Below are 21084 nucleotides of genomic sequence, written 5' to 3' on the forward strand. Positions count from 1 at the left end.
CCTTGGGCTCGCACGGCACGGTGACGGCACAGCGCCGGGCGCGCGTGCCGAAGTGGCCGAATCCCTTCCCGCGTGGGGCGCTGGTCGCTGCGATCCGTAGGGAGATCGGGAAGGATGCTGCGCGTGCGGCAGGCCGGCGCATTCCGCGATCCGCGGGCGGCCGGCGCACCCCGCGACCGGTCTGCGGCCGGCGCACCCACCGACCCGTATGCATTGGAGCGCCCCCATGACCACTCCGGGACCCGACGGCCTCGTCGTCAGCCAGGCCACGCTGGACGACTGGAAGGTGGTCGGCGGCTGGGCGGCGGACGAGGGATGGAACCCCGGGCTCCTCGACAGTGCGAGCTTCTTCGCCCAGGACCCCGGGGGCTTCTTCCTCGGACGTGTCGAAGGGGAACCGGTATCGGCCATCTCGGTGGTCAACTACGGCGCCGACTACGCCTTCCTGGGCTTCTACCTCGTACGCCCCGATCTGCGCGGGAACGGCTACGGCGTCGCCACCTGGGAGGCGGCCCTCGCGCACGCGGGCGGCCGGACCGTCGGCCTCGACGGAGTGGTGGCGCAGCAGGACAACTATCGCAAGTCGGGCTTCGAACTCGCCTACCGGACCGTCCGGTTCACCGGCGTCGCCCCGGTGGGGGAGGCGCCGTCGGGAGTGCGGGCGGCCGAGCGGGCGGATCGCGCGGCCATCGCGGCGTACGACAGCGCGTGCTACCCCGCCGACCGGCCGGTGTTCCTGGAGTCGTGGCTGGCCGCCCCCGGGCACCGCACCTTCGTCCGGCACGCCGACGACGGGCACCTGAGCGGGTACGCCGTGATCCGTCCGGCGCGTGACTCCCTGCGGATCGGGCCCCTGTTCGCCGACACCGCCGACGACGCCCGCGCGCTGTTCGCCGCGCTGGCCGCCGACGCGGGCGGGAGGGCGCTCGCCATCGACGTGCCCGAGACGAACGCGGCGGCCGTCGCCCTCGTCGAGAAGCTCGGCCTGACACCCTCCTTCGAGACGGCCCGCATGTACACCGGGCCGGTCAGGGCGTTCGCGGAGGCGCGGGTCCACGGGGTCACCACGCTCGAACTCGGGTAGCGGTCGCGGTGGCCGGACCCCGTCAGCCGGCCAGCTCCCGGGCGCGCTGAGCCGCCTTGCGCACCGAGGCGCGGTGCACGGGTCCGTGTCCGGGAAGCAGCACGTCGGCGGCGAGGGCCTCGATGCGTTCGAGCGAGGCGAGGGCTCCGGCGCGCTCCGTGTCGAACATCCTGGGCAGCAGCTGCGGACCTTGTATCCGTGAGGTGGGGTGACCGCTCACCAGGGCGTCACCGGAGATCAGTACCCCGGCGTCCGGCAGGTGGTAGACGCAGTGACCGGGCGTGTGGCCGGGCGTGTGCACCGGGACCGGCCGGCCGGGCAGATCGAGCGGGCCCTCGTGCGGGAAGGCCTCGGGCTTCGTCATCGTGACGTCCGCCGTGCCGCCGGAGCGGATGGCGTGCACCGCCCAGGGCAGCACACCCGGGCGCCACGCCTGCCGCATCACCTGTCCGATGCTCACCTGGTGGAGGAACTCGCGGCGCGCGTGCGGTACTTCGGTCTCGTGCAGCTGGACCGGAGTCCCGTAGGTGCTGTTCAGGAACTCGGCGGAGCCGAGGTGGTCGCTGTGCGCGTGCGTGATGAGCACGGCGGTGACGGCCTCTGGCGCGTGCCCCAGGGTCTTCAGCGACGCCAGGAGTTCCTCGCGGTCGCCGGGGTACCCCGTGTCGATCAGGGTGACGGAGTCGCCCTCGGACAGCACCACCCAGTTCGTGTTGCTGCCGTGCACCAGATGAACTCCGGCGGCTGCCTCGACGATCGATTCCTCGCGCATGACCATCCCGACGTTGGATAACTGCTGGTGACCCCATGGGTCCTGACAGGGCGAAAGGTATCGCGAGCGCGTGCCCGACGGTGTACGGCCGCCGCTGCCCGCCTGCCCGCCTGCCCGCCTGCCCGCCTGCCCGCCGCTGTCCGGCCTCTTCGGCGCCGTCCGTGCCCGGGGCGCGGCACGGTTGCTTCCGTGACGTGGTGAACGGGCCGGGCCTGCGCCCCGGATGCCCGCTCCGTCGGTGAAGGGCTGCCCGAAGGTGAACGGCCCTTTGAGACAAGGGACTTGACGCGGCCCGGCCAAGGCGCTCCCATATGGCGAGTCGCGTTGATTTTTGTTCGACTCTGCGAACAAACCCCCCAAGGGAGAGCCGCATGTCCCCTCTTTCGAACATGCTGTGTCTGGTACGCCTCCTCAGACGTGCCGGTGTCCATGGCGCCGTCCTGCTCCTCGCCGTCGCGGCGCTGACCGGACTCGGCCGCCCGGCCGCTCCGCTCGGGGCCGAGCCGGCCGCGGTCGCGACCAGCCAGGCCGGGGTCACCCCGGCCCCGATGGGCTGGGCGTCCTGGAACAGCTTCGCCAGCGCCATCGACTACGCCACCATCAAGGCCCAGGCGGACGCCCTCGTCTCCTCCGGGATGGCCGCCGCCGGATACAAGTACGTCAACATCGACGAGGGCTGGTGGCAGGGCGCCCGCGACAGCGCCGGCAACATCAGCGTCGACACCACCCAGTGGCCGGGCGGTATGAAGGCCGTCGCCGACTACATCCACAGCAAGGGCCTGAAGGCCGGCATCTACACGGACGCCGGGAAGAACGGCTGCGGTTACTACTACCCCACCCCTTCCACGACGCCGGCCACCCCCGGCACCGGCCTCGAGGGCCACAACCAGCAGGACCTCCAGACGTTCCAGAACTGGGGCTTCGACTTCGTCAAGGTCGACTGGTGCGGCGGGGACGCCGAGGGCCTCGACCAGGAGACGACGTACAAGGCGATCCGTGACGCGAACACCGCCGCCACCGCGGTCACCGGGCACTCGCTCGTCCTGTCCCTGTGTGAATGGGGCACGGGCAATCCGTGGAACTGGGCCGCCGGCACCGGCGACATGTGGCGCACCAGCACCGACATCGTCTACTGGCCCGACAACCCCTCGATGGCGAGCGTCCTCGCGAACTTCGACAAGTCGCTGCACCCTGCCGCCCAGCACACCGGCTTCTACAACGACCCCGACATGATGACCGTCGGCATGTCGGGTCTGAGCACCGCCCAGAACCGCACCCACATGGGATTGTGGGCCATCTCCGGCGCACCGCTGCTCGCGGGCAACAACCTCGCCACCATGAGCTCGTCGACCGCGTCGGTCCTCACCAACTCCGAGGTCATCGCGATCGACCAGGATCCGCGGGGTCTCCAGGGCGTCAAGGTCGCCGAGGACACGACAGGCCTGCAGGTCTACAGCAAGGTCCTCGCCGGCACCGGCAAACGAGCGGTCCTGCTGCTGAACCGCACCTCCGCCGCCGCCAACATCACCGCCCGCTGGGCGGACATGGGCCTGACCACGGCCTCCGCCACGGTCCGCAACGTGTGGTCGGCCACCAACGCCGGTGCCTACACGACGAGTTACACCACCAGTGTGCCGGCGGGCGAGGCCGTCCTGCTCACCGTCGGCGGCACCGAGGGCTCCGCGGCGACGTACGAGGACACCACCTCGGCCACGACACCGGCCTTCACCGGCGTCAGCACGGCCGCCGCCGGTACGGAACTCGTCGACATCAGCTACGCCAACGGCGGCTCCACGGCCCGCAGGGCGACCCTCCAGGTCAACGGCCAGTACGCGCAGACCCTCGCCTTCCCGCCCACCGGGTCGTCGAGCACGTACCGCACCGTCTCCGTCCTCGCCTCCCTGGCCAAGGGCTCCAACACGATGGCCTTCGCGGCCTCGGGCACCGCGCCCGACGTCGACGCCGTCACGGTCCGCGCCCTCCCCGGAACCAACGGCACCGCGATCGTAGGCACCGGCTCCGGGCGCTGCCTCGACCTCTTCAAGAGTGCCATCGCCAACAACACCCAGGCCGAACTGTGGGACTGCGGCGGAGGCCAGAACCAGACGTTCACGGCCACCTCGCGCGGCGAACTCGTCGTCTACGGCAACAAGTGCCTGGACGCCTACAACAGCGGTACCGCGAACGGCACTCGGGTCGTCCTGTGGGACTGCAACGGCGGCACCAACCAGAAGTGGACCGTCAACTCCAGCGGCACCATCACCAACAACGTCTCCGGCCTGTGCCTCGACGCGTCGGGCAACGGCACGGCGAACGGAACGTCGATCGTCCTGTGGTCGTGCAACGGGGGAACGAACCAGAAGTGGAGCCGCAACTGAGCGAACCGGGCCTCTGCGCAGGCCGGTTGCCGCCGATGGGCGGGTGACCGGGTCGACGGGACACCGGTCGGCGATCGGGCCGGGGAATCCGGCCGGCCGAGCGGGCCGGATCCTGCGCGGCCGAGCGGGCCCGGTCTTTCCGCGGCCGAGCGGGCCGGGGAAAACCGGGTGCGCGGCTCGCGCCCGGTTCCCTACACTCGCCACGGAATCACGCACCGCCTCTTCCGGCGCCGTGCGTGTCGTGACGAACGAGGGGAGCCGGGCCGTGCGTTACCGCACCGCTGTCGTCGTTCCCCGGTCACAGTACGAGGTGATCCTCGTGTCCTGGCGGGCCCGGTACCGGCTGCGCGGCCGGAACCGGATGCCCGCGACGACTTTCTGACCTCCGCCCGCACGCCGGCGACCGCCTGCCCGGTCGCCGTGCCCGCTGCCCGCCGGAGGTCCGCCACCGCCTGAACGCAGGTGTGTCGTCCGGGATATCGCGCCGACCCGTTTCCGGATCGTCCGAAAGGCCCTGGGCCGTGCGTACCGACCTTCGCCCTCACCTCACCGACCCCCTCGCCGCCGTCCGCAACCTGGGCATCCTCGCCCATGTCGACGCCGGGAAGACCACCGTCACCGAACGGATCCTCTACCTCACCGGGACCACCCACAAACGGGGCGAGGTCCATGACGGCACCACCGTCACCGACTTCGACTCCCAGGAGCGCGACCGCGGCATCACCATCTTCGCCGCGGCTGTCAGCTGCGCCTGGGACGGCCACCGGATCAACCTGATCGACACCCCCGGCCACGTCGACTTCTCCGACGAGGTGGAGCGCTCGCTCCGTGTCCTCGACGGCGCCGTCGCGGTGTTCGACGCCGTGGCGGGCGTGGAGCCGCAGAGCGAGTCGGTGTGGCGGCGGGCCGACCGGCACGGCGTCCCGCGGATCGCCTTCGTGAACAAGCTGGACCGCGCCGGCGCCGACCTCGACACCGCGGTCGCGTCGATCCGGGACCGGCTGCATCCGGCGCCGCTGGTCGTCCAGCTGCCGATCGGTACGGAGGACGCCTTCACGGGCGTGGTCGATCTGCTCCGGATGCGCGCGCTGGTGTGGGCCGACGGCGCCGAGTCGGCCGAGGAGATCCCGGTGCCGCAGGACCTGCTGGAGGAGGCCCGACGGCGACGCCGGCTGCTGGAGGAGGCGGTGGCAGAACTCCATCCGGTGGCCCTGGAGGAGTTCTGCGCCCGCTCCGCCCTCTCGGCGCGGACCCTTTCGGCCGCGCTGCGCGACCTGACCCGTACCGGGGAGGGCGTGGTGGTGCTGTGCGGCTCGGCCTACCGCAACCGCGGGATCGAACCGCTGCTGGAGGCCGTGGTGGCCTACCTGCCCTCGCCGCTCGACGTGCCCGCCGTCCGCGGCACGCACGGCGGCGCGGAGCAGGAACGGGCGGCGGACCCGCAAGCGCCGTTCGCGGGGCTGGTGTTCAAGGTGAGCGCCACCGCCACCGGACGCATGACGTATCTGCGTGTCTACGCGGGCACGGTGGAGAAGGGACAGACGGTGGTGGACGTGGGCACGGGACGCACCGAGCGGATCGGACGGATCCTTCGCGTCCGGGCCGACCGCCACGCGGAGCTGGAGCGCGCGGTGGCCGGTGACATCGTCGCCGTGATCGGGCCGAAGTCCGCACGGGCCGGCGCGACCCTGTGCGCGCCCGCGGCGCCGTTGCTCCTCGAACCGCCGGTCGTAGCCGACCCGGTGGTGTCCGTGGCGGTCGAGGCACGCAGGAGCACCGAGACCGAACGACTGGTGTCGGCGCTGGCGCGGCTGGCCGAGGAGGACCCCTCGCTGGTCGTCCGCACCGACCCCGAGACCGGGCAGACGGTGCTGTCGGGCATGGGAGAACTGCATCTGGAGGTGGCGGTGGAGAAGATCCGGCGCGCCCACGGGCTCGATGCCGCCGTGGGGCGGCCGAGGGTGGCCTACCGGGAGACCGTGGCCCGCGGGGTGTCGGGTCTGGTGTACCGGCATGTCAAACAGGACGGCGGCGCGGGGCAGTTCGCCCATGTCGTTCTCGACGTGGAGCCGCTGGGGGCCGACCCCGGTGGCGTCGAGGGGAGTCCGGCGGGCTTCGTGTTCGCTTCGACGGTCGTCGGCGGCCGGGTCCCGCAGGAGTACGTCCGTGCCGTGGAGGCGGGCTGCCGGGACGCGCTCGCCGAGGGTCCCCTCGGCGGTCACCCGGTGACCGGGCTGCGTGTCACCCTCACGGACGGGGCGACGCATGCGAAGGACTCCTCGGAGATGGCGTTCCGCGCGGCCGGCCGGTTCGGGCTGCGTGAGGCACTGCGCGCCAGTGCGATGCTCCTGCTGGAACCGGTGGTCGAGGTCACCGTCACCGTGCCCGAGGACGCGGTGGGCGGGGTGCTCGGCGACCTCGCGGCCCGGCGCGGCCGGGTCTCCGGCACGCTCACCCGGGTGGGTACGTCGGTGATCACCGCCACCGTGCCGCTGGCCGAACTCTTCGGCTACGCGACCCGGTTGCGCAGCCGGACCCAGGGCCGGGGTGTCTTCACCACCCGCCCCACCGGCCTCGCACCGGCGCCCTCGCAAGAGGCCTCGGCCCGGTAGCCGCGAGCGGTCCCACTCCTGACGACGGCCCCGCCCCGACGAGGGCGGGGCCGTTCCCGCTCTCGTCGGGCGAGGCCGTCCTCGCTCACGACGGTTGCGACCGCCCATCGCCGGGGGGGAGAGAGAGGCGGAGAGCGGCCGTTCGTGTCCTCAACGGCGCGTGCGGACCCGGGTCTCGCGCGGCGGGCGGACGAACTGGAGTTCCAGTGCGGCCGGTGGCGCGGCTACGCCCGGCCCTCCGGCGGCGGCCCAGGCCAGCAGTTCGTCCGTGCAGTCGTCGTCCATGGCGAAACCGATCCAGGTCGGCCGGCCGCCCGCGCGCCGCCCGTCACCCGACGGCTGCACCACGATCACGTTCGCCTGGTCGCAGGGCCCGAGACAATCCGTCGTCCGCACGGCGAACCGTCCCCCGGACACCTCGGCACCGGCCCGCAGCCGCTCCAGCTGCCAGGCGTGATCGCTGTCCGGGAACTTGCGCGGGTCGCCGCAGCAGCAGCCCCGGCAGACGACGAGGGTGCACGGCCGCGAACGGGCGGCACCGATCGCCGCCGTACGGACACGTTCACGCGGGGCGTCGGCGGGCACGTGGTGAGGCCTTTCCTTCGGGGATCCGAACGACTCCGCGCGCGATGGCTCGCGCGCGGAGTGCCCGGTGCGCGGAGGCGATGCCCCGGACACCGATGATCACCGTACGAGACGCGCCCCACGCGCCGGCGACCGCCCCGTGCGCCCGGCATTCAGCCCATCTGGTCCTCGTCCGAGAGGTGTTCGACCGTCTTTCCGGTCTCGGTGAAGGTGCGGGTCACGTGGCCCGAGGAGTAGACCCACAGGATGCGCAGCGGGCGGTCGCCGACGTTCCTGAAGAGATGCGGGACCGGGGAGGGGACGTACGTGGTGTCGAAACGGGTCAGTTTCGTCACCTCGCCGTCGACGACCACCTCCGCCTCGCCCTCGATGACCGTCGGGGCAGGAACCTGGCGCAGGCTCTCTGTGACGGGGGACCGAGGCTGCCGTCGCCACTGTGTCCGGTGGGATGCCAGCGAGCCGACGCATCCGGTCCGAACCGGCGTCGTCCGACCGCAGGCCCGTGATTGGCCGAAGGCGTTGTCCTCGGGCGGGGCGCCCGCCGTCCATTCGGTGGGATTCGGCAAGGACGGGCGGCTACCGGCCACCGGCAGCGGGGATTTCGGCGTTGCAGCTGACGGCAGGCGACATCGCCCGCCCCCGAGGTACCCCTGCGCTCAATCGGTCCCGCTCGCCCCGGTGCCCACGGCCCGCCCTACATGCCCCGCTATGAGGGCGTAGATCTCCCGGGCCCGGGTGTCGTCCGTGCCGTCGTATCCGTGGTCCGCCTTCGGCACGTCGATGTGACCGGCCAGAGCGCCCGCCCTCCGCAGCCGTTCCGCGTAGCGCTCGCCCTCCGGTTTGAGGAGGTCGAACTCCGCGGTCACGAGGAGGGCGGGCGCGATGCCGTTCAGATCCCAGGTGTCCGACGGATGCGCCGGCGACACCAGCGGGTCGGAGCGCTCACGCGGGTTCGGCACGTAGGAGGAGTCGAAGACCTCGCCCATCCAGGGACGCAGCACGGGCCGGGGAATGGGCGCCGGTTTGTCCTTGACGCTCGTCACCAGGTCGAGCGGCGGGTAGTGCAGGACCTGCAGGGCGATCGCGGGTCCGCCCTCCTTCAGAGCCTGGCGGGCCGCGGCCGCGGCGAGCCCGCCGCCCGCGCTCTGCCCGCCGATCGTGAGGCGGCTGCCGTCCCAGCCCTGTTCGGCGCCGTGCTCGGCGATCCACCGTACGACCTCGAAGGCCTGCCGGGGTGGCGCGGGGAACGGGTACTGCGGTGCGACCACGTAGTCCACGTTGACCACGACGACACCCGCCGTGGCGGCGAGGCAGCGGCACAGCGGGTCGTCCAGTTCCGTCAGCGGCATCACATAGCCGCCGCCGTGGAAGTTGACGTGCACCGGCGGTGGCGGCCCCTCGGACGCAGGCAGGTACACCGTGGCGCGGGCCGGGGCGACCGTGGTCGGGATCGTCAACTCTCTTGTGCGGCGCTGGAATTCCGGCAGGCGGGCGTGCGACGCGGCGGCGGAGCCGCGTCCGGCCGACCGCCGGTCCGCGAGCACGGCGAGCCGCTGCAGGGACCTGGCGGCCAGGGAGGCCACCGCCGGACGGGCGAGGAGAGACATACGGGTCCGTTCGTCGAGGCGCTCGGGCTCTATTCGAAGGCGCAGCCGGGGTTGGGGGAGTCCTCGGAGAAGGGCGCGCCGTGCGGCAGTACGTAGAGGACGTCCAGGACCAGGGGCTTCGTGCCGAGGTTGCGGCCGATGTGGACGTTCGTGGGGCCGGACGGCTCGGTGAGGGAGTCGCCGGCCCGGTAGAGACCGTCCTTCGCGCACGTCGAGTCGAAGTGGCTGAGGGTGCCCTGCTTGACGTATCCGTACAGCGGGCCGTCGTGGTAGTGCCAGCCGGTCGCCTGGCCGGCCGGGATGGTGATCTCCCGGAGGATGTAGTCCGTGCCGTCGACGGTGGTCTGCGCGATGGTCCTGCCGCTGACCCCGGGGCCGGGCGGAGTCGCGTGAGCGGGAACGGCGACGAGCGACAGACACAGGGCCGCTATCCCTGCCGACCCGGTGCGGAGCAAGGCGCGCATGCGGTAAGTCCCTTCGACCGAAGGCGAGTTGGCGTTCCGTCGCCCGGCCCTGCGGGTCGCGGCGGTCGCAGTTCATGGTGAGGCCGTCACCTCCGCGCCACAACCCGGTGGCGGCAGATGTGTCACTCACGCACGGCAACCCGGTTGCCGCGGGGGATGGGAGTGCTCGTTCGGCCGGCCCCGGGCACGCGCGTGGCTGCCCGAAGCGTGTCGGCAACATACCGAACAAAATTGTTGACAATCTTGTTGGTCTAGATTTACGTTCGACAGGCACTCACTCAGGGAGGGCAGCAATGCAGAAGGAAGCCCGTCCAGGCACCGGCGAGCAGGCCAAGCAGCACGCGTTGGTGCAGCTGCGGCAGGCGATTCTGCGCGGAGAGATGGCACCGGCCCAGCGGCTGGTGGAGAACGAACTCGCCGAGCAGTTCGGTGTCACCCGGGCCAGTGCCCGCGCGGCGCTGATCGAGCTGGAATCGGAGGGACTGGTCGAGCGGATCCGCAACCGTGGATCACGCGTCCGGGTGGTGACCGTGGAGGAAGCGGTCGCCATCACCGAGTGCCGTATGGCGCTCGAAGGCCTCTGCGCCGCCAAGGCGGCCGCCCTGGCCACCGACGACCAGCTCGCCGAACTGGCCGACCTGGGCGCCGCCATGGTCAAGGCGGTCGCCGACGGCGAACCGGTCACCTACTCCGAGCTCAACCACGAAGTACACGCCCGGATCAGGGAGTTCTCCGGCCAGCAGACGGCTGTGGGACTCCTGGAGCGGCTCAACGCCCAACTGGTGCGCCACCGGTTCCAGTTGGCGCTGCGCCCCGGTCGTTCGCAGCAGTCCCTGAGTGAACACCTGGCCATGATCGAGGCGATCGCGGCCAGGGACCCGCAGGCGGCCGAAGCGGCCGTCCGCGCTCACCTCGGCAGTGTGATCGAAGCGCTGCGCGACTGACGTGCCGCGCGGCGACGCGCGGTACGACGGACAGCCGAGGCGGGCGCCCACCTGTCCACCAAGGAGATTGCTGCAATGACGCACGGCAACGCGCCCGCCGCCCCCGAGCCCCCGGCCCCGCCCGGACAGGGGGGACGCCCTTCACGATCGACACTGGTCGTCACCGCGCACGCCGGAGACTTCGTGTGGCGGGCCGGGGGAGCCATCGCCCTGGCTGCCTCCCGGGGGGAGAAGGTCACCGTCGCGTGCCTGACCTTCGGCGAGCGCGGCGAGTCCGCCAAGGCCTGGCGGGAGGGCAGGAAGCTCGACGAGATCAAGGCGATACGCCGCGAGGAGGCCGAGGAGGCCGCCGCCACGCTCGGCGCCGCGGTCCGCTTCTTCGACGCGGGCGACTACCCGCTGACCGCCACCGCCGAGCTCACCGACCGGCTGGTGACGGTCTACCGCGAGACCCAGCCGGACGTCGTGCTCACCCACCCGACCGAGGACCCGTACAACTGCGATCACCCGGCCGCCAACCGCATGGCGCTGGAGGCCCGCATCCTCGCCCAGGCCATCGGCTACCCCGGCGAGGGCGAGATCATCGGCGCCCCGCCCGTCTTCTACTTCGAGCCCCACCAGCCCGAGATGAGCGGCTTCAGGCCCGAAGTCCTCCTCGACATCACCGAGGTGTGGGAGACCAAGCGCAAGGCGATGGAATGCCTCGGCGCCCAGCAGCACCTGTGGGACTACTACACCGACCTCGCCGTACGCCGAGGGGTCCAGCTCAAGCGCAACGCGGGCCCCAACCTGGGCCTGGCCCACCGGACCAGGGCCGAGGCGTACATGCGTCCCTTCCCGCAGATCGCGAAGGAGCTGGCATGAGCGGTGTGATCGTCACCGGCCCGCCGAAGGCGGACGCGAAGGACGTCGAGGCGATCGCCGGATACGGCACCGCGACCGTGCACGAGGCGATGGGCCGCACCGGTCTGCTCGGCACGCGTCTGCGCCCCATCCAGCAGGGCGTCCGCGTCGCGGGCACCGCGGTCACCGTGCTGTCCTGGCCCGGCGACAACCTCATGATCCACGCCGCCGTCGAGCAGTGCGGCGAGGGCGACATCCTGGTCGTCACCACCACCTCGCCCTCCACCGACGGCATGTTCGGCGAGCTGTTCGCCACCGCGCTGCACCGGCGCGGCGTGCGCGGCCTGGTCATCAACGCCGGTATCCGGGACACCGCCGAACTGCGCGCCATGGGCTTTCCCGCCTGGTCCGCCGCGGTCAGCCCGCAGGGCACCGTGAAGGCGACCGGCGGCTCCGTCAACGTTCCGGTGGTGCTCGGCGGCCAGATCGTCCGGCCCGGCGACGTGATCCTCGCCGACGACGACGGCGTGGTGTGCGTGCCCCGCGAGGACGCCCGCACGGTCGCCGAGGCGTCCGAGGCACGCGAGCGGAAGGAGGCGCTGGCCCGCGCCGCCTTCCTCGAAGGCGAACTCGGCCTGGACCGCTACGGGTTGCGCGAGACCCTCGTACGCATGGGCGTGACGTACACGTCGTACGACGAGTACGTCCGGGACGGAGCCGCGCCATGAACGGGCCCGAGAAGGTCCGCTGCATGCTTCTGCGCGGCGGCACCTCCAAGGGGGCCTACTTCCTGGCCGGTGACTTGCCCGCCGACCCCGCCGAACGCGACGGCCTGCTGCTGCGCGTGATGGGCAGTCCCGACCCGCGCCAGATCGACGGCCTGGGCGGCGCGCACCCGCTGACCAGCAAGGTGGCCGTGGTCTCGGTCTCCGCCGACCCCGCCGCGGATATCGACTACCTGTTCCTCCAAGTCGCCGTCGAGAAGGCCGAGGTGTCGGACCGTCAGAACTGCGGCAACATCCTCGCAGGGGTCGGCCCGTTCGCCGTCGAACGCGGACTCGTCGAACCGGGGGAGGGCCGTACCTCGGTACGCATCCGCATGGTCAACTCGGGGGATCTCGCCATCGCGAGTTTCTCCACCGGGGGCGGGCGCGTGGTCTACGAGGGCTCCGCCGAGATCTCCGGAGTGCCGGGGACAGCGGCGCCCGTGGTGATCGAATTCCCGCGGGGAAGCGCCCCGTTGCTACCCACCGGCCGCGCCCGGGACCTCGTCGCCGACACCCCGGTGACGTGCGTGGACAACGGCATGCCGACCGTGCTGATCGCCGCGTCCTCGCTGGGCGTCACCGGGTACGAGAGTCCGAAGGACCTGGAGGCGGATCAGGCTCTGGCCGCCCGGCTCCGCGAGATCCGCCTGGAAGCGGGCAAGCTGATGGGACTCGGGGACGTCGAGAACGCCACCGTGCCCAAACTGACCCTGCTCGCTCCACCCCGGTCCGGCGGGGCCGTCATGACCCGCACCTTCATCCCGGTGCGCTGCCACACCTCCATCGGCGTCCTCGGCGCAGCGAGCGTCGCCGCCGGGCTGCGCGTCGAGGGCGGCGTCGGACACGCCGTGGCACGGCTGCCCGACCGCGGCGACCGGCTGCGTATCGAACACCCCACCGGATTCCTCGACATCGAAGCCGGTGTCGAGTACGGCCCCGGGGATGCCTCACCCGTGGCCCGGCGCACCGCCGTCGTCCGCACCGCACGCAAGATCTTCGACGGCACGGTCTTCCCCCGGCCGGCCGGAGCCGCACATCACCCTTAAGGAGGCCCCATGGCCCCGCCGCTCGGCGACATCGCCCACCTCGGGCACGTCGAACTGCTCACCCCCGACCTGGACGCCAGTGTCCGCTTCTTCACGGAGTACCTCGGTCTGACCGAGAACGGCCGCTCCGGGGACTCCGTCCATCTGCGGACCTGGGACGACTACGAGCACCACAGCCTGACCCTCACCCCCCACACGACCTCGGGCATCCGCCGCACCGCCCTGCGCGCCTCCAGCGAGGAGGCACTCCAGCGCCGGGTCAAGGAGATCGAGAGCGCCGGCCGCGAGGGCCGCTGGGTGAACGATGAGCCAGGCCTCGGCCCGGTCTACGTCACCACCGACCCCGACGGCCACGAACTCGCCCTGTACTGGGAGAGCGAGTGGTACCGGGCGCCCGACCATCTGAAGCCCGGTCTGAAGAATCAGCCGCAGGCCAAGCCCGGCCACGGGGTCGGCGTACGACGCCTGGACCACGTGAACTACCTCGCCTCCGACGTCGCCGCCAGCGGAGACTTCGTCCGTGACGCGCTCGGGGCCCGCCCGACCGAGCAGATCCAGCTCGACAGCGGCCGGATCGCGGCCCAGTGGCTGACCTTCAGCAACAAGTCGTACGACGTCGTCTACACGGAGGACTGGACGGGTTCGAGCGGGCGCCTGCACCACATCGCGTTCGCCACGGACACCCGCGAGGACATCCTGCGTGCCGCCGACCTCGCCATCGACACCGGTGTCTTCATCGAGACGGGCCCGCACAAGCACGCCATCCAGCAGACGTTCTTCCTGTACGTCTACGAACCCGGCGGCAACCGCATCGAGCTGTGCAACCCGCTCACCCGGCTCGTCCTGGCCCCCGACTGGCCGCTGATCACATGGACCGAGGACGAGCGGAAGAAGGGCCAGGCCTGGGGGCTGAAGACCATCGAGTCGTTCCACACCCACGGCACGCCGCCCATCGGCTGACCGGCACCCCGGCAGCCGTCCATGGGCTGGCCGGCACGCTCGGCAGCCGCTCATCGGATGGCCGGCACGCTCGGCAGCCGCTCATCGGCCGACTGCCATCCGTGGGAACCGCGCATCGGGCCCCGGGTCGGCATCGGTTGCGGCCGTCTGTCGGCTCAACGCCCGCGGCAGCCGTCTGCCGGCTGACCGACTGAGCGGTTGATTCCAGCCAGCGCAGGCGCGCGGGCGGCACCGGAATGTGTGCCGCCCGCATCCGTTTCACCTGGTTCTCAGCTGTCTGTGCGGCGGTCGCGGAGGGTGGCCTGATTGTTTCCTAGATTGTTGACAAAAGCGTTGACACTTCGGGAGCTCACTCCTTAGCGTCTGTCGCACAATCGGGTCAGCCGCACGAGCCGCGTCGACCCGCATCCCCGATCCCCTTCCAGGGCCCACGCCTCCTGGACGAGAGGAAACAACGATGTCCTCCTCCCTCGCCCTGCCCGCTCGCGGCGGCAGCAGACTGGCCGCGATCGTCGTCGGCCTCTGCTGGCTGGTCGTCCTCTTCGACGGCCTCGACATGTTCATCTACGGCTCCGTGCTGCCGCACATGCTGGAGACGAAGGCCCTCGGCATCGACCCCGGCAAGGCCGGCGACGTCGGCTCCTACGCCACCTTCGGCATGCTGATCGGCGCCCTGTCCTCCGGCACCGTCAGCGACTGGGTCGGCCGCAAGAAGACGATCATCTGGTCGACCGCCGTGTTCTCCCTGGCCTCCGCGGTCTGCGCGTCGGCCGCCGGCCTGGGTGTTTTCAGCCTCGGCCGCTTCCTGGCCGGCCTCGGCCTCGGCGGCCTGCTGCCGAGCGCGATCACCATGGTCACCGAGTACGCGCCGAAGGGCCGCCGCGCCCTGATCGTGGGTTCCCTGATGACCGCTCACCAGGCCGGCGGCATCGTCGCCGGATTCGTGGCGCTCGGGACGGGCGACTGGCGTGTCTCCTTCTGGATCTGCGTGATACCGCTGTTCATCGGGGTGCCGCTCGCGGCGGTGTACCTGCCCGAGTCGATGGCCTTCCTCCAGGCCAAGGGCCGCACCGACGAGGCCCGCGCGCTCGCCGACCGCTACGGCGTCGGCCTGGCCGCCCGTGCCGAGGAGCGCCGGGCCGCGGCCGACCGCTTCAGCGCCGTCACCGCCCTGTTCCGTGGCGGCCGCTGGGTCCAGACGCTGCTCTTCTGGGTCGCGTCCTTCGGCGGTCTCCTCCTGGTCTACGGCGTCTCGCAGTGGCTGCCCTCACTGATGAAGGCCAACGGCTACAACCTCGGGTCCTCGATCGGCTTCGTGATCGTCATCAACCTCGGCGGCATCGTCGGCATGCTGATCGGCGGCCGCCTCACCGACAAGTTCGGCGGTTCGCTGATCTCCGCGATCTGGTTCGGCGCCACCGCCGTCGGGATCTACTCCCTCAGCTTCAAGATGGCGCTGCCCCTCACCTACACCGTCGTCTTCCTGACCGGACTCTTCCTCTTCTCGGCGCAAGCCATGATTTATGCGACGGTGGCGCACCGTTCCGAGGACGACAACCGTGCCACCGCGGTCGGCTGGACCTCCGGCATGGGACGCTTCGGCGCCGTCTTCGGCCCCTGGCTCGGCGGTCAGCTGCTCGCCACCGGCTCGACCACCGCGGGCTTCACCGCCTTCGCCCTCGCGGGCGTCTTCTCCCTGGTGTTCGTCAGCCTGACCGGCCTGCGCCGCGTCCAGGTGACGCCCCCGAGCTCCGTGCGACACCAGGAGCTGACCGCCACCGGCTGACCGGAGCGGCGTGGAACCGGCGTCCGGGCGGGGCCTGAAGAAGGGCCCGCCCGGACGCCCTTGCGTACGGGGTGCGTCGGAGGGAGGAGCCGCCTCCCCCGCCGCGGAACCCCTTCCTGCCGGCGGGCCCCGGCGTCGCTCCCTGCCGCCGGGCCGCGGTGTCCTTCCCGACCGCCGGGCCACAACGGCCTTCCCGACCACCCGTGGCCCGCATATTCCCGTTGCCCCGTTCGTCCCGGGGTGCTGGAGTGACCCCATGGATCACGTTGCGGTACTGGCCCTCTTCGACCGGGACATGCGGGAACGCGCACGGCCCGACGCGCCGGGCGCCCGGGTCGAGCGCGTCGGCAAGGTGGTGCGCCAGTTCGGCGCAGACAAGGGCTGGAACGGGGTGCTCTGGTCCGACCTGGACGAGACGAGCGCCGACGCGGCCATCGCCGAGGAGGTGCGGTTCTTCTCCGGACTCGGGGGCGGCTTCGAGTGGAAGCTGTACGGTCACGACCGGCCGGAGGACCTGGGGCAGCGGCTGCGGGCGGCGGGCTTCGTCGCCGAGCCCGAGGAGACGCTGATGATCGCCGAGCTGGGCGATCTGGCACTCGACGTCGAACCGCCCGAGGGCGTACGGCTGTTGCCGGTCACCGACCGCGCGGGCATCGCCCTCATGGCCGACGTCCATGAGCAGGCATTCGGCGGCGACAGCACCCTCCTGCGCCACCAACTGCTCGCCCAGCTCACCGGCGACGCGGACACGGTCGTCGCCGTTGTGGCCCTCGCCGGCGACGTTCCCGTCAGCGCGGCCCGCATGGAACTCCCGCCAGGGGCCAGGTTCGCCGGACTGTGGGGCGGCGGCACCGTCGAGGCCTGGCGGGGCCGCGGTATCTACCGCGCCCTCGTCGCCCACCGCGCCCGGGTCGCCGCGGAGCGCGGCTACCGCTACGTCCAGGTCGACGCCTCCAGCCAGAGCCGTCCGATCCTCGCCCGGCTGGGCTTCCAGCCGCTCACCACGACCACCCCGTACGTCTACGAAGGGTGACGCCGGTCGCCGTCCGCGGGGGGCGGCACGGGCCGATGTCACATCCCCGCGTCCGTGATCCGTCGCATCGGTATGACGACGAAACAGAGCATTCTCCTGGCCGGCGCGAGCGGTGTTCTCGGCCGGCACATCACCCGGGCCCTGACGGAAGCGGGCCATGAAGTCACCGGCCTCGGACGCGGCCCCGCCAACGATGTCAGGGCCGATCTGATGGACCGCGACGCGCTGCTGCGGGCCGTCGACGGCCGGCACTACGACACGGTCGTGCTGGCCGCGACCGCTCTGCGCAAGGCGCCCCTGCGCCACCGCGACATGCACGCGACCGACGCGCTGCGCGTCGACGGTACCGCCCACCTGATCGAGGCCGCGAGGGCCACCGGCGCACGCCGGCTCGTCGCCGAGTCGATGGTCTTCGGATACGGATTCGGGGACCACGGGGACCGTGTCGTCACCGAGTCCGACACGTTCGGCCCGCAGGGGACCACGCTCGAACTGGAACGGCACCTCGCGGCGATGCGCATCAAGGAGCGACTCGTCTTCGGGGCCGCCGGCCTGGAGGGGATCGCACTGCGCTTCGGCCTCTTCTACGGCGCGGGTGGCACCGACGCCCTGTTGCCCATGCTGCGCGGGAGGCGGCTCCCCGTGGCCGACGACCACGGCCGGGTCCTGCCGTGGGTCGACCTCGCGGACGCGGCCCGCGCGGTGGCCGCCGCCGTGGACCACGGCCGCCCGGGGCAGGCGTACAACGTCGCCGACCGTACGCCGCTGGGCTTCGCGGCCCATGTCCGGGCCGTGGCCGAGGAGTTCGGCCTGCCGAAGCCGATGACCGTACCGCTGTGGATGATGAAGCCCATGTCGTACGCGCAGGTCGTGATGCGTACGACCCTGCGGGTGTCATCGGCGAAGGCGGAACGGGAACTGGGCTGGACGCCCGCGCACCCGTCCGCCTACGACGGTCTCGCCGCCCTCAACGCGGCCGCCTGACCCTGCCGGGCACCCCGGACCCCGGACCCTCAGAGGTCGAGTCGGTACTCCAGCTCCCGGTGGGTGGGCAGATAGCCGAGTGCGTCGTTGATGCCCAGCATCGGCGCGTTGCTGTCGGCCGTGTCGGTCAGCAGGCCGGTCAGCTCGGGGTACCGCAGACGGGTCCGGCGGATCGACTCCGCCTTCATCCACAGTCCGAGGCCGTGGCCGCGGTGCTCGGGAAGGACACCCGTTCCGTAGTGCTGGGCGTCGCCCCGGCCGTCGCCCGGTACGACGAGTTCCGAGAAGCCGACGATCGAGCCGTCCGAGCGGTCCACCACGGCCACCGTGTGGAGCGCGTCGCCCCGTTCGAGCACGACCTCGGCCACCGCTACGACCCGCTCCACGTCCCAGACGTCGATGCCGTGGTCGCTGTCCTCCATCGGCATGTCGTCCATGGCCCGCCGGGAGCCGGCGTAGGTGTGCGCCAGGTCGGGCGGCACGACCCCGTCCCAGTGCGTCAACTCGTAGCCCGGATGCGGGCGTTCGGCGATCCCGGTCACGGTCTGGACGTCCGGGTTCGACAGCGGGAGGCGTGCGAATGTCAGGGCCAGTACGCGGCGGAACCCGCGCGCCGCGAGAAACGCGCCGCCGGGAGAGCCGGCCACGACCCGGGAGACCAGTGACCGCCGTTCGTCGCTCCGCGCGGCGGTGACGGCGGCGTCCAGGAGAGCGCCGCCCACGCCCGTGCGCCGCTCGGCGGGGTGTACGGCGATCTCCAGCTCGGCGCGATGGTTCTCACCCTCCCGGGTGAACAGCCGGAGGAACGCCGAGCCCACCGGGACCCCTTCGGGATCCGAGGCCAGCCAGGCCAGACGGCGGCTCGACGCGGTGGTCCCGGGATCGGTCAACGGCGTGATGCGTGGCGGCAAGGTCTCTCCGTGGCGTCGGGTGCGGGGTGTGAAGCCCGCAGACCGTAGCCGCACGCACCCGCGCTCCGCAACGGAATTCAGCAGCGCCACTACGTAGGTCATCCGGCACCCCGCACCAGGGCCCCGGACCGGTCCGCTGAGCCCCCGACACGGTTGAGCCCCGACACGGTTGCGTCCCGACCGATGGCCAGGGGCCGATGAGCCCGAGCCGCTCTGCGCCGGCTGATCGGCCCCGTCCGCTCAGCAGCGGCTGTTGAAGGGCCGGCCGATCAGCAGCGCTCGCTGGAGGGCCGGCCGATCAGCCCCGGCCGCTCAGTACCGGCCGATCAGCCCCGACCGCTGGAGTGCCGCGGCTCAGTGCCGCCCCCTGGTCCGGTCCAGCGCCGCGACGCCCAGCGCGGCGAGGCCTATCTGGATGAGCCACTCGATCCAGTCGACGCCCTTGGTGTCGGCGACGCCGAACGCGGCGGCGACCCCCGACCCGATGAAGGCGGCCACGATGCCGACCGCGATCGTCCACAGGATGCCGATGCGCTGGCGCCCCGGCACGACGAGCCGGCCCAGTACACCGATGATGATGCCGATGAGGATGGCACTGATGATGCCCGAGATCTCCATCTCCGCCCCTCTTGGTCGGTCCCCCGCAGTTATGTATCTGCCCGCTGCGGGCGGAGCCAGTCCGCTCCCGCGCACGCACCCCGTGGCGGACCCGTCCGGACCCTGTGCAGCCGCCATTTGGTCATGTACCGTTCAATGATCTGTTGAGCGGAGGACGGCCAACTTCCGTTCTACGCGCGCAGACTTAGCGCCCGCACCGCCTCTCCCCACTCTGACGGAGGTTCGCCGGATGCTCGGATTCAGGAAGTCCCGACACAGACTCACCACGGCACTGGCCGTGTTCGGACTGCTCATCACGGGCGCCGCCCTTCAGGCGGCCACCGCCCTCCCCGCCCACGCGGCCACCCCCCACCGCGTCCTGTTCGACAACGGCCACGCCGAGACCGCGGGCAACGCCGACTGGATCATCTCCACCAGCCAGCCCGACCCGCTCGGCCAGAACTCCAGCCCGACCTCGGAGACCTCCTGGACGGGCGCCCTGTCCTCCTGGGGTGTGGCCCTGCAGAAGTCCGGCAACTACAGCCTCAAGACACTGCCTTCGGGCTCCAGCCTCAGCTACGGCGGCAGTGCCGCGACCGACCTGTCGAACTTCGACGAGCTGGTGCTGCCCGAGCCCAACACGCTGTTCACCACCGCCGAGAAGACCGCCATCATGACGTTCGTCAAGAACGGCGGCGGCCTCTTCATGATCTCCGACCACACCGGCGCCGACCGCAACAGCGACGGCTACGACGCGGTCGAGATCTTCAACGACCTGATGACCAACAACAGCGTCGACAGCACCGACCCGTTCGGCTTCTCCATCGACACGCTGGACGTCAGCTCCGGCTATCCGGCCGCCATCAGCGACAGCACCAACACGATCCTGCACGGCGCGTTCGGCACCGTCACCAAGAGCCTGATCGCGGACGGGACCACGGCCACGCTCAAGCCGGCGGACAACTCGGCCGTCAAGGGCCTGCTCTACCGGTCCGGTTACTCCGGGAACACCGGCGCGTTCTTCGCGACCAGCACCTTCGGCAGCGGCAAGGTCGCCTTCTGGGGCGACAGTTCACCGATCGACGACGGCACCGGCCAGTCCGGCAACACCCTGTACGACGGCTGGAACGACACCGGCGCCACCAACGCCGCGCTCGCCCTCAACGCCACCGACTGGCTCGCGGGCACGAGCAGCAGCGGTGGTGGCGGCGGTACCTGCACGGCCGCGCAGGTGCTCGCCAACCCCGGCTTCGAGTCCGGCAGCACGTCCTGGACCGCCACCAGCGGAGTGATCACCAACAGCTCCACCGAGGCGGCTCGCACCGGCTCGTACAAGGCTTGGCTCAACGGCTACGGCTCGGCCAACACCGACACGCTCTCCCAGGCCGTGACCATCCCCTCGGGCTGCTCGGCCACACTGAGCTTCTATCTGCACGTGGACACGGCCGAGACGAGCACGAGTACGGCGTACGACACGCTCAAGGCCCAGGTCGTCAACAGCAGTGGCACTGTGCTGTCGACCCTGGCAACGTACTCGAACCTGAACGCCGCGTCCGGGTACACGCAGCGCACGTTCAGCCTCGGCACCGCTTACGCCGGGCAGACGGTCACGATCAAGTTCACCGGCGTCGAGGGCTCCACGCTCCAGACGTCGTTCGTCCTCGACGACACCGCGCTCAATGTGAGCTGAGCGCGAGCCGGACGAGGGGCG

19 protein-coding genes are annotated in these 21084 nt (G+C 71.4%); 12 read left to right on the plus strand and 7 right to left on the minus strand.

Annotated elements, in window-relative coordinates; all coding sequences use genetic code 11:
* Positions 1 to 226 precede the first annotated feature (226 nt).
* A complete protein-coding gene (locus tag N4G66_RS28000) occupies positions 227 to 1084 on the plus strand; it encodes a GNAT family N-acetyltransferase (protein WP_261707005.1) in 858 nt (285 codons plus the stop codon).
* A gap of 22 nt (positions 1085 to 1106) precedes the next feature.
* Here the strand turns inward: N4G66_RS28000 and N4G66_RS28005 are convergent, their stop codons facing one another.
* A complete protein-coding gene (locus N4G66_RS28005) occupies positions 1107 to 1856 on the minus strand; it encodes an MBL fold metallo-hydrolase (protein ID WP_261707006.1) in 750 nt (249 codons plus the stop codon).
* 389 nt (positions 1857 to 2245) lie between these two features.
* Here N4G66_RS28005 and N4G66_RS28010 point away from each other — a divergent pair, with 389 nt between their 5' ends.
* Both N4G66_RS28010 and fusA read left to right on the plus strand, forming a co-directional pair.
* Positions 2246 to 4234, plus strand: a complete 1989-nt coding sequence (locus N4G66_RS28010) for an RICIN domain-containing protein (RefSeq protein WP_391858891.1) — start codon at positions 2246 to 2248, stop codon at positions 4232 to 4234.
* Positions 4235 to 4755: 521 nt separating this feature from the next.
* Complete coding sequence (fusA, locus tag N4G66_RS28015) at positions 4756 to 6846, plus strand: elongation factor G (protein WP_261707008.1); 2091 nt, start codon at positions 4756 to 4758, stop codon at positions 6844 to 6846.
* A 150-nt stretch (positions 6847 to 6996) separates the two neighbouring features.
* Here the strand turns inward: fusA and N4G66_RS28020 are convergent, their stop codons facing one another.
* From N4G66_RS28020 to N4G66_RS28035, 4 genes are all read right to left on the minus strand, one after another.
* On the minus strand, positions 6997 to 7431 hold the full coding sequence (locus N4G66_RS28020) for a (2Fe-2S) ferredoxin domain-containing protein (protein WP_261707009.1): 435 nt from the start codon (positions 7429 to 7431) through the stop codon (positions 6997 to 6999).
* 152 nt (positions 7432 to 7583) lie between these two features.
* Positions 7584 to 7997, minus strand: a complete 414-nt coding sequence (locus N4G66_RS28025) for a cupin domain-containing protein (protein ID WP_261707010.1) — start codon at positions 7995 to 7997, stop codon at positions 7584 to 7586.
* Between the two features lie 90 nt (positions 7998 to 8087).
* Complete coding sequence (locus tag N4G66_RS28030; RefSeq protein ID WP_261707011.1) at positions 8088 to 9038, minus strand: alpha/beta hydrolase; 951 nt, start codon at positions 9036 to 9038, stop codon at positions 8088 to 8090.
* Between the two features lie 29 nt (positions 9039 to 9067).
* Entirely contained in the window at positions 9068 to 9502 is a 435-nt protein-coding gene (locus N4G66_RS28035) for a cupin domain-containing protein (RefSeq protein ID WP_261707012.1), read from the minus strand.
* A gap of 293 nt (positions 9503 to 9795) precedes the next feature.
* Between N4G66_RS28035 and N4G66_RS28040 the strand changes: the two genes are divergently transcribed.
* From N4G66_RS28040 to N4G66_RS28075, 8 genes are all read left to right on the plus strand, one after another.
* Entirely contained in the window at positions 9796 to 10446 is a 651-nt protein-coding gene (locus N4G66_RS28040) for a GntR family transcriptional regulator (protein WP_261707013.1), read from the plus strand.
* 75 nt (positions 10447 to 10521) lie between these two features.
* Positions 10522 to 11310, plus strand: coding sequence for a PIG-L deacetylase family protein (locus N4G66_RS28045; RefSeq protein WP_261707014.1), 789 nt, complete (start codon positions 10522 to 10524; stop codon positions 11308 to 11310).
* Complete coding sequence (locus tag N4G66_RS28050; protein WP_261707015.1) at positions 11307 to 12017, plus strand: 4-carboxy-4-hydroxy-2-oxoadipate aldolase/oxaloacetate decarboxylase; 711 nt, start codon at positions 11307 to 11309, stop codon at positions 12015 to 12017. Before N4G66_RS28045 ends, N4G66_RS28050 begins: the two co-directional genes overlap by 4 nt.
* Positions 12014 to 13102 carry a 4-oxalomesaconate tautomerase gene (locus N4G66_RS28055; protein WP_261707016.1) on the plus strand — a complete coding sequence of 363 codons (1089 nt, stop codon included), beginning with the start codon at positions 12014 to 12016 and terminating at the stop codon, positions 13100 to 13102. The genes N4G66_RS28050 and N4G66_RS28055 overlap by 4 nt, the downstream gene beginning before the upstream one ends.
* Positions 13103 to 13111: 9 nt before the next feature.
* The gene (locus N4G66_RS28060) at positions 13112 to 14062 is read left to right on the plus strand and encodes a catechol 2,3-dioxygenase (protein WP_261707017.1); all 951 of its coding nucleotides are present in this window, start codon (positions 13112 to 13114) and stop codon (positions 14060 to 14062) included.
* A 457-nt stretch (positions 14063 to 14519) separates the two neighbouring features.
* Positions 14520 to 15848 carry an MFS transporter gene (locus N4G66_RS28065; RefSeq protein WP_261707018.1) on the plus strand — a complete coding sequence of 443 codons (1329 nt, stop codon included), beginning with the start codon at positions 14520 to 14522 and terminating at the stop codon, positions 15846 to 15848.
* A 256-nt stretch (positions 15849 to 16104) separates the two neighbouring features.
* Positions 16105 to 16881, plus strand: a complete 777-nt coding sequence (locus N4G66_RS28070) for a GNAT family N-acetyltransferase (RefSeq protein ID WP_261707019.1) — start codon at positions 16105 to 16107, stop codon at positions 16879 to 16881.
* A 54-nt stretch (positions 16882 to 16935) separates the two neighbouring features.
* Positions 16936 to 17865, plus strand: a complete 930-nt coding sequence (locus N4G66_RS28075) for an NAD-dependent epimerase/dehydratase family protein (RefSeq protein ID WP_315903700.1) — start codon at positions 16936 to 16938, stop codon at positions 17863 to 17865.
* 29 nt (positions 17866 to 17894) lie between these two features.
* Here the strand turns inward: N4G66_RS28075 and N4G66_RS28080 are convergent, their stop codons facing one another.
* Positions 17895 to 18776, minus strand: a complete 882-nt coding sequence (locus N4G66_RS28080) for a GNAT family N-acetyltransferase (RefSeq protein WP_261707020.1) — start codon at positions 18774 to 18776, stop codon at positions 17895 to 17897.
* A gap of 354 nt (positions 18777 to 19130) precedes the next feature.
* The gene (locus N4G66_RS28085; protein WP_261707021.1) at positions 19131 to 19394 is read right to left on the minus strand and encodes a GlsB/YeaQ/YmgE family stress response membrane protein; all 264 of its coding nucleotides are present in this window, start codon (positions 19392 to 19394) and stop codon (positions 19131 to 19133) included.
* Positions 19395 to 19623: 229 nt separating this feature from the next.
* Between N4G66_RS28085 and N4G66_RS28090 the strand changes: the two genes are divergently transcribed.
* On the plus strand, positions 19624 to 21063 hold the full coding sequence (locus N4G66_RS28090) for a hydrolase (RefSeq protein ID WP_261707022.1): 1440 nt from the start codon (positions 19624 to 19626) through the stop codon (positions 21061 to 21063).
* Positions 21064 to 21084 lie beyond the last annotated feature (21 nt).

It is taken from the genome of Streptomyces rhizosphaerihabitans (assembly GCF_025399795.1).
GTDB lineage: Bacteria > Actinomycetota > Actinomycetes > Streptomycetales > Streptomycetaceae > Streptomyces > Streptomyces rhizosphaerihabitans.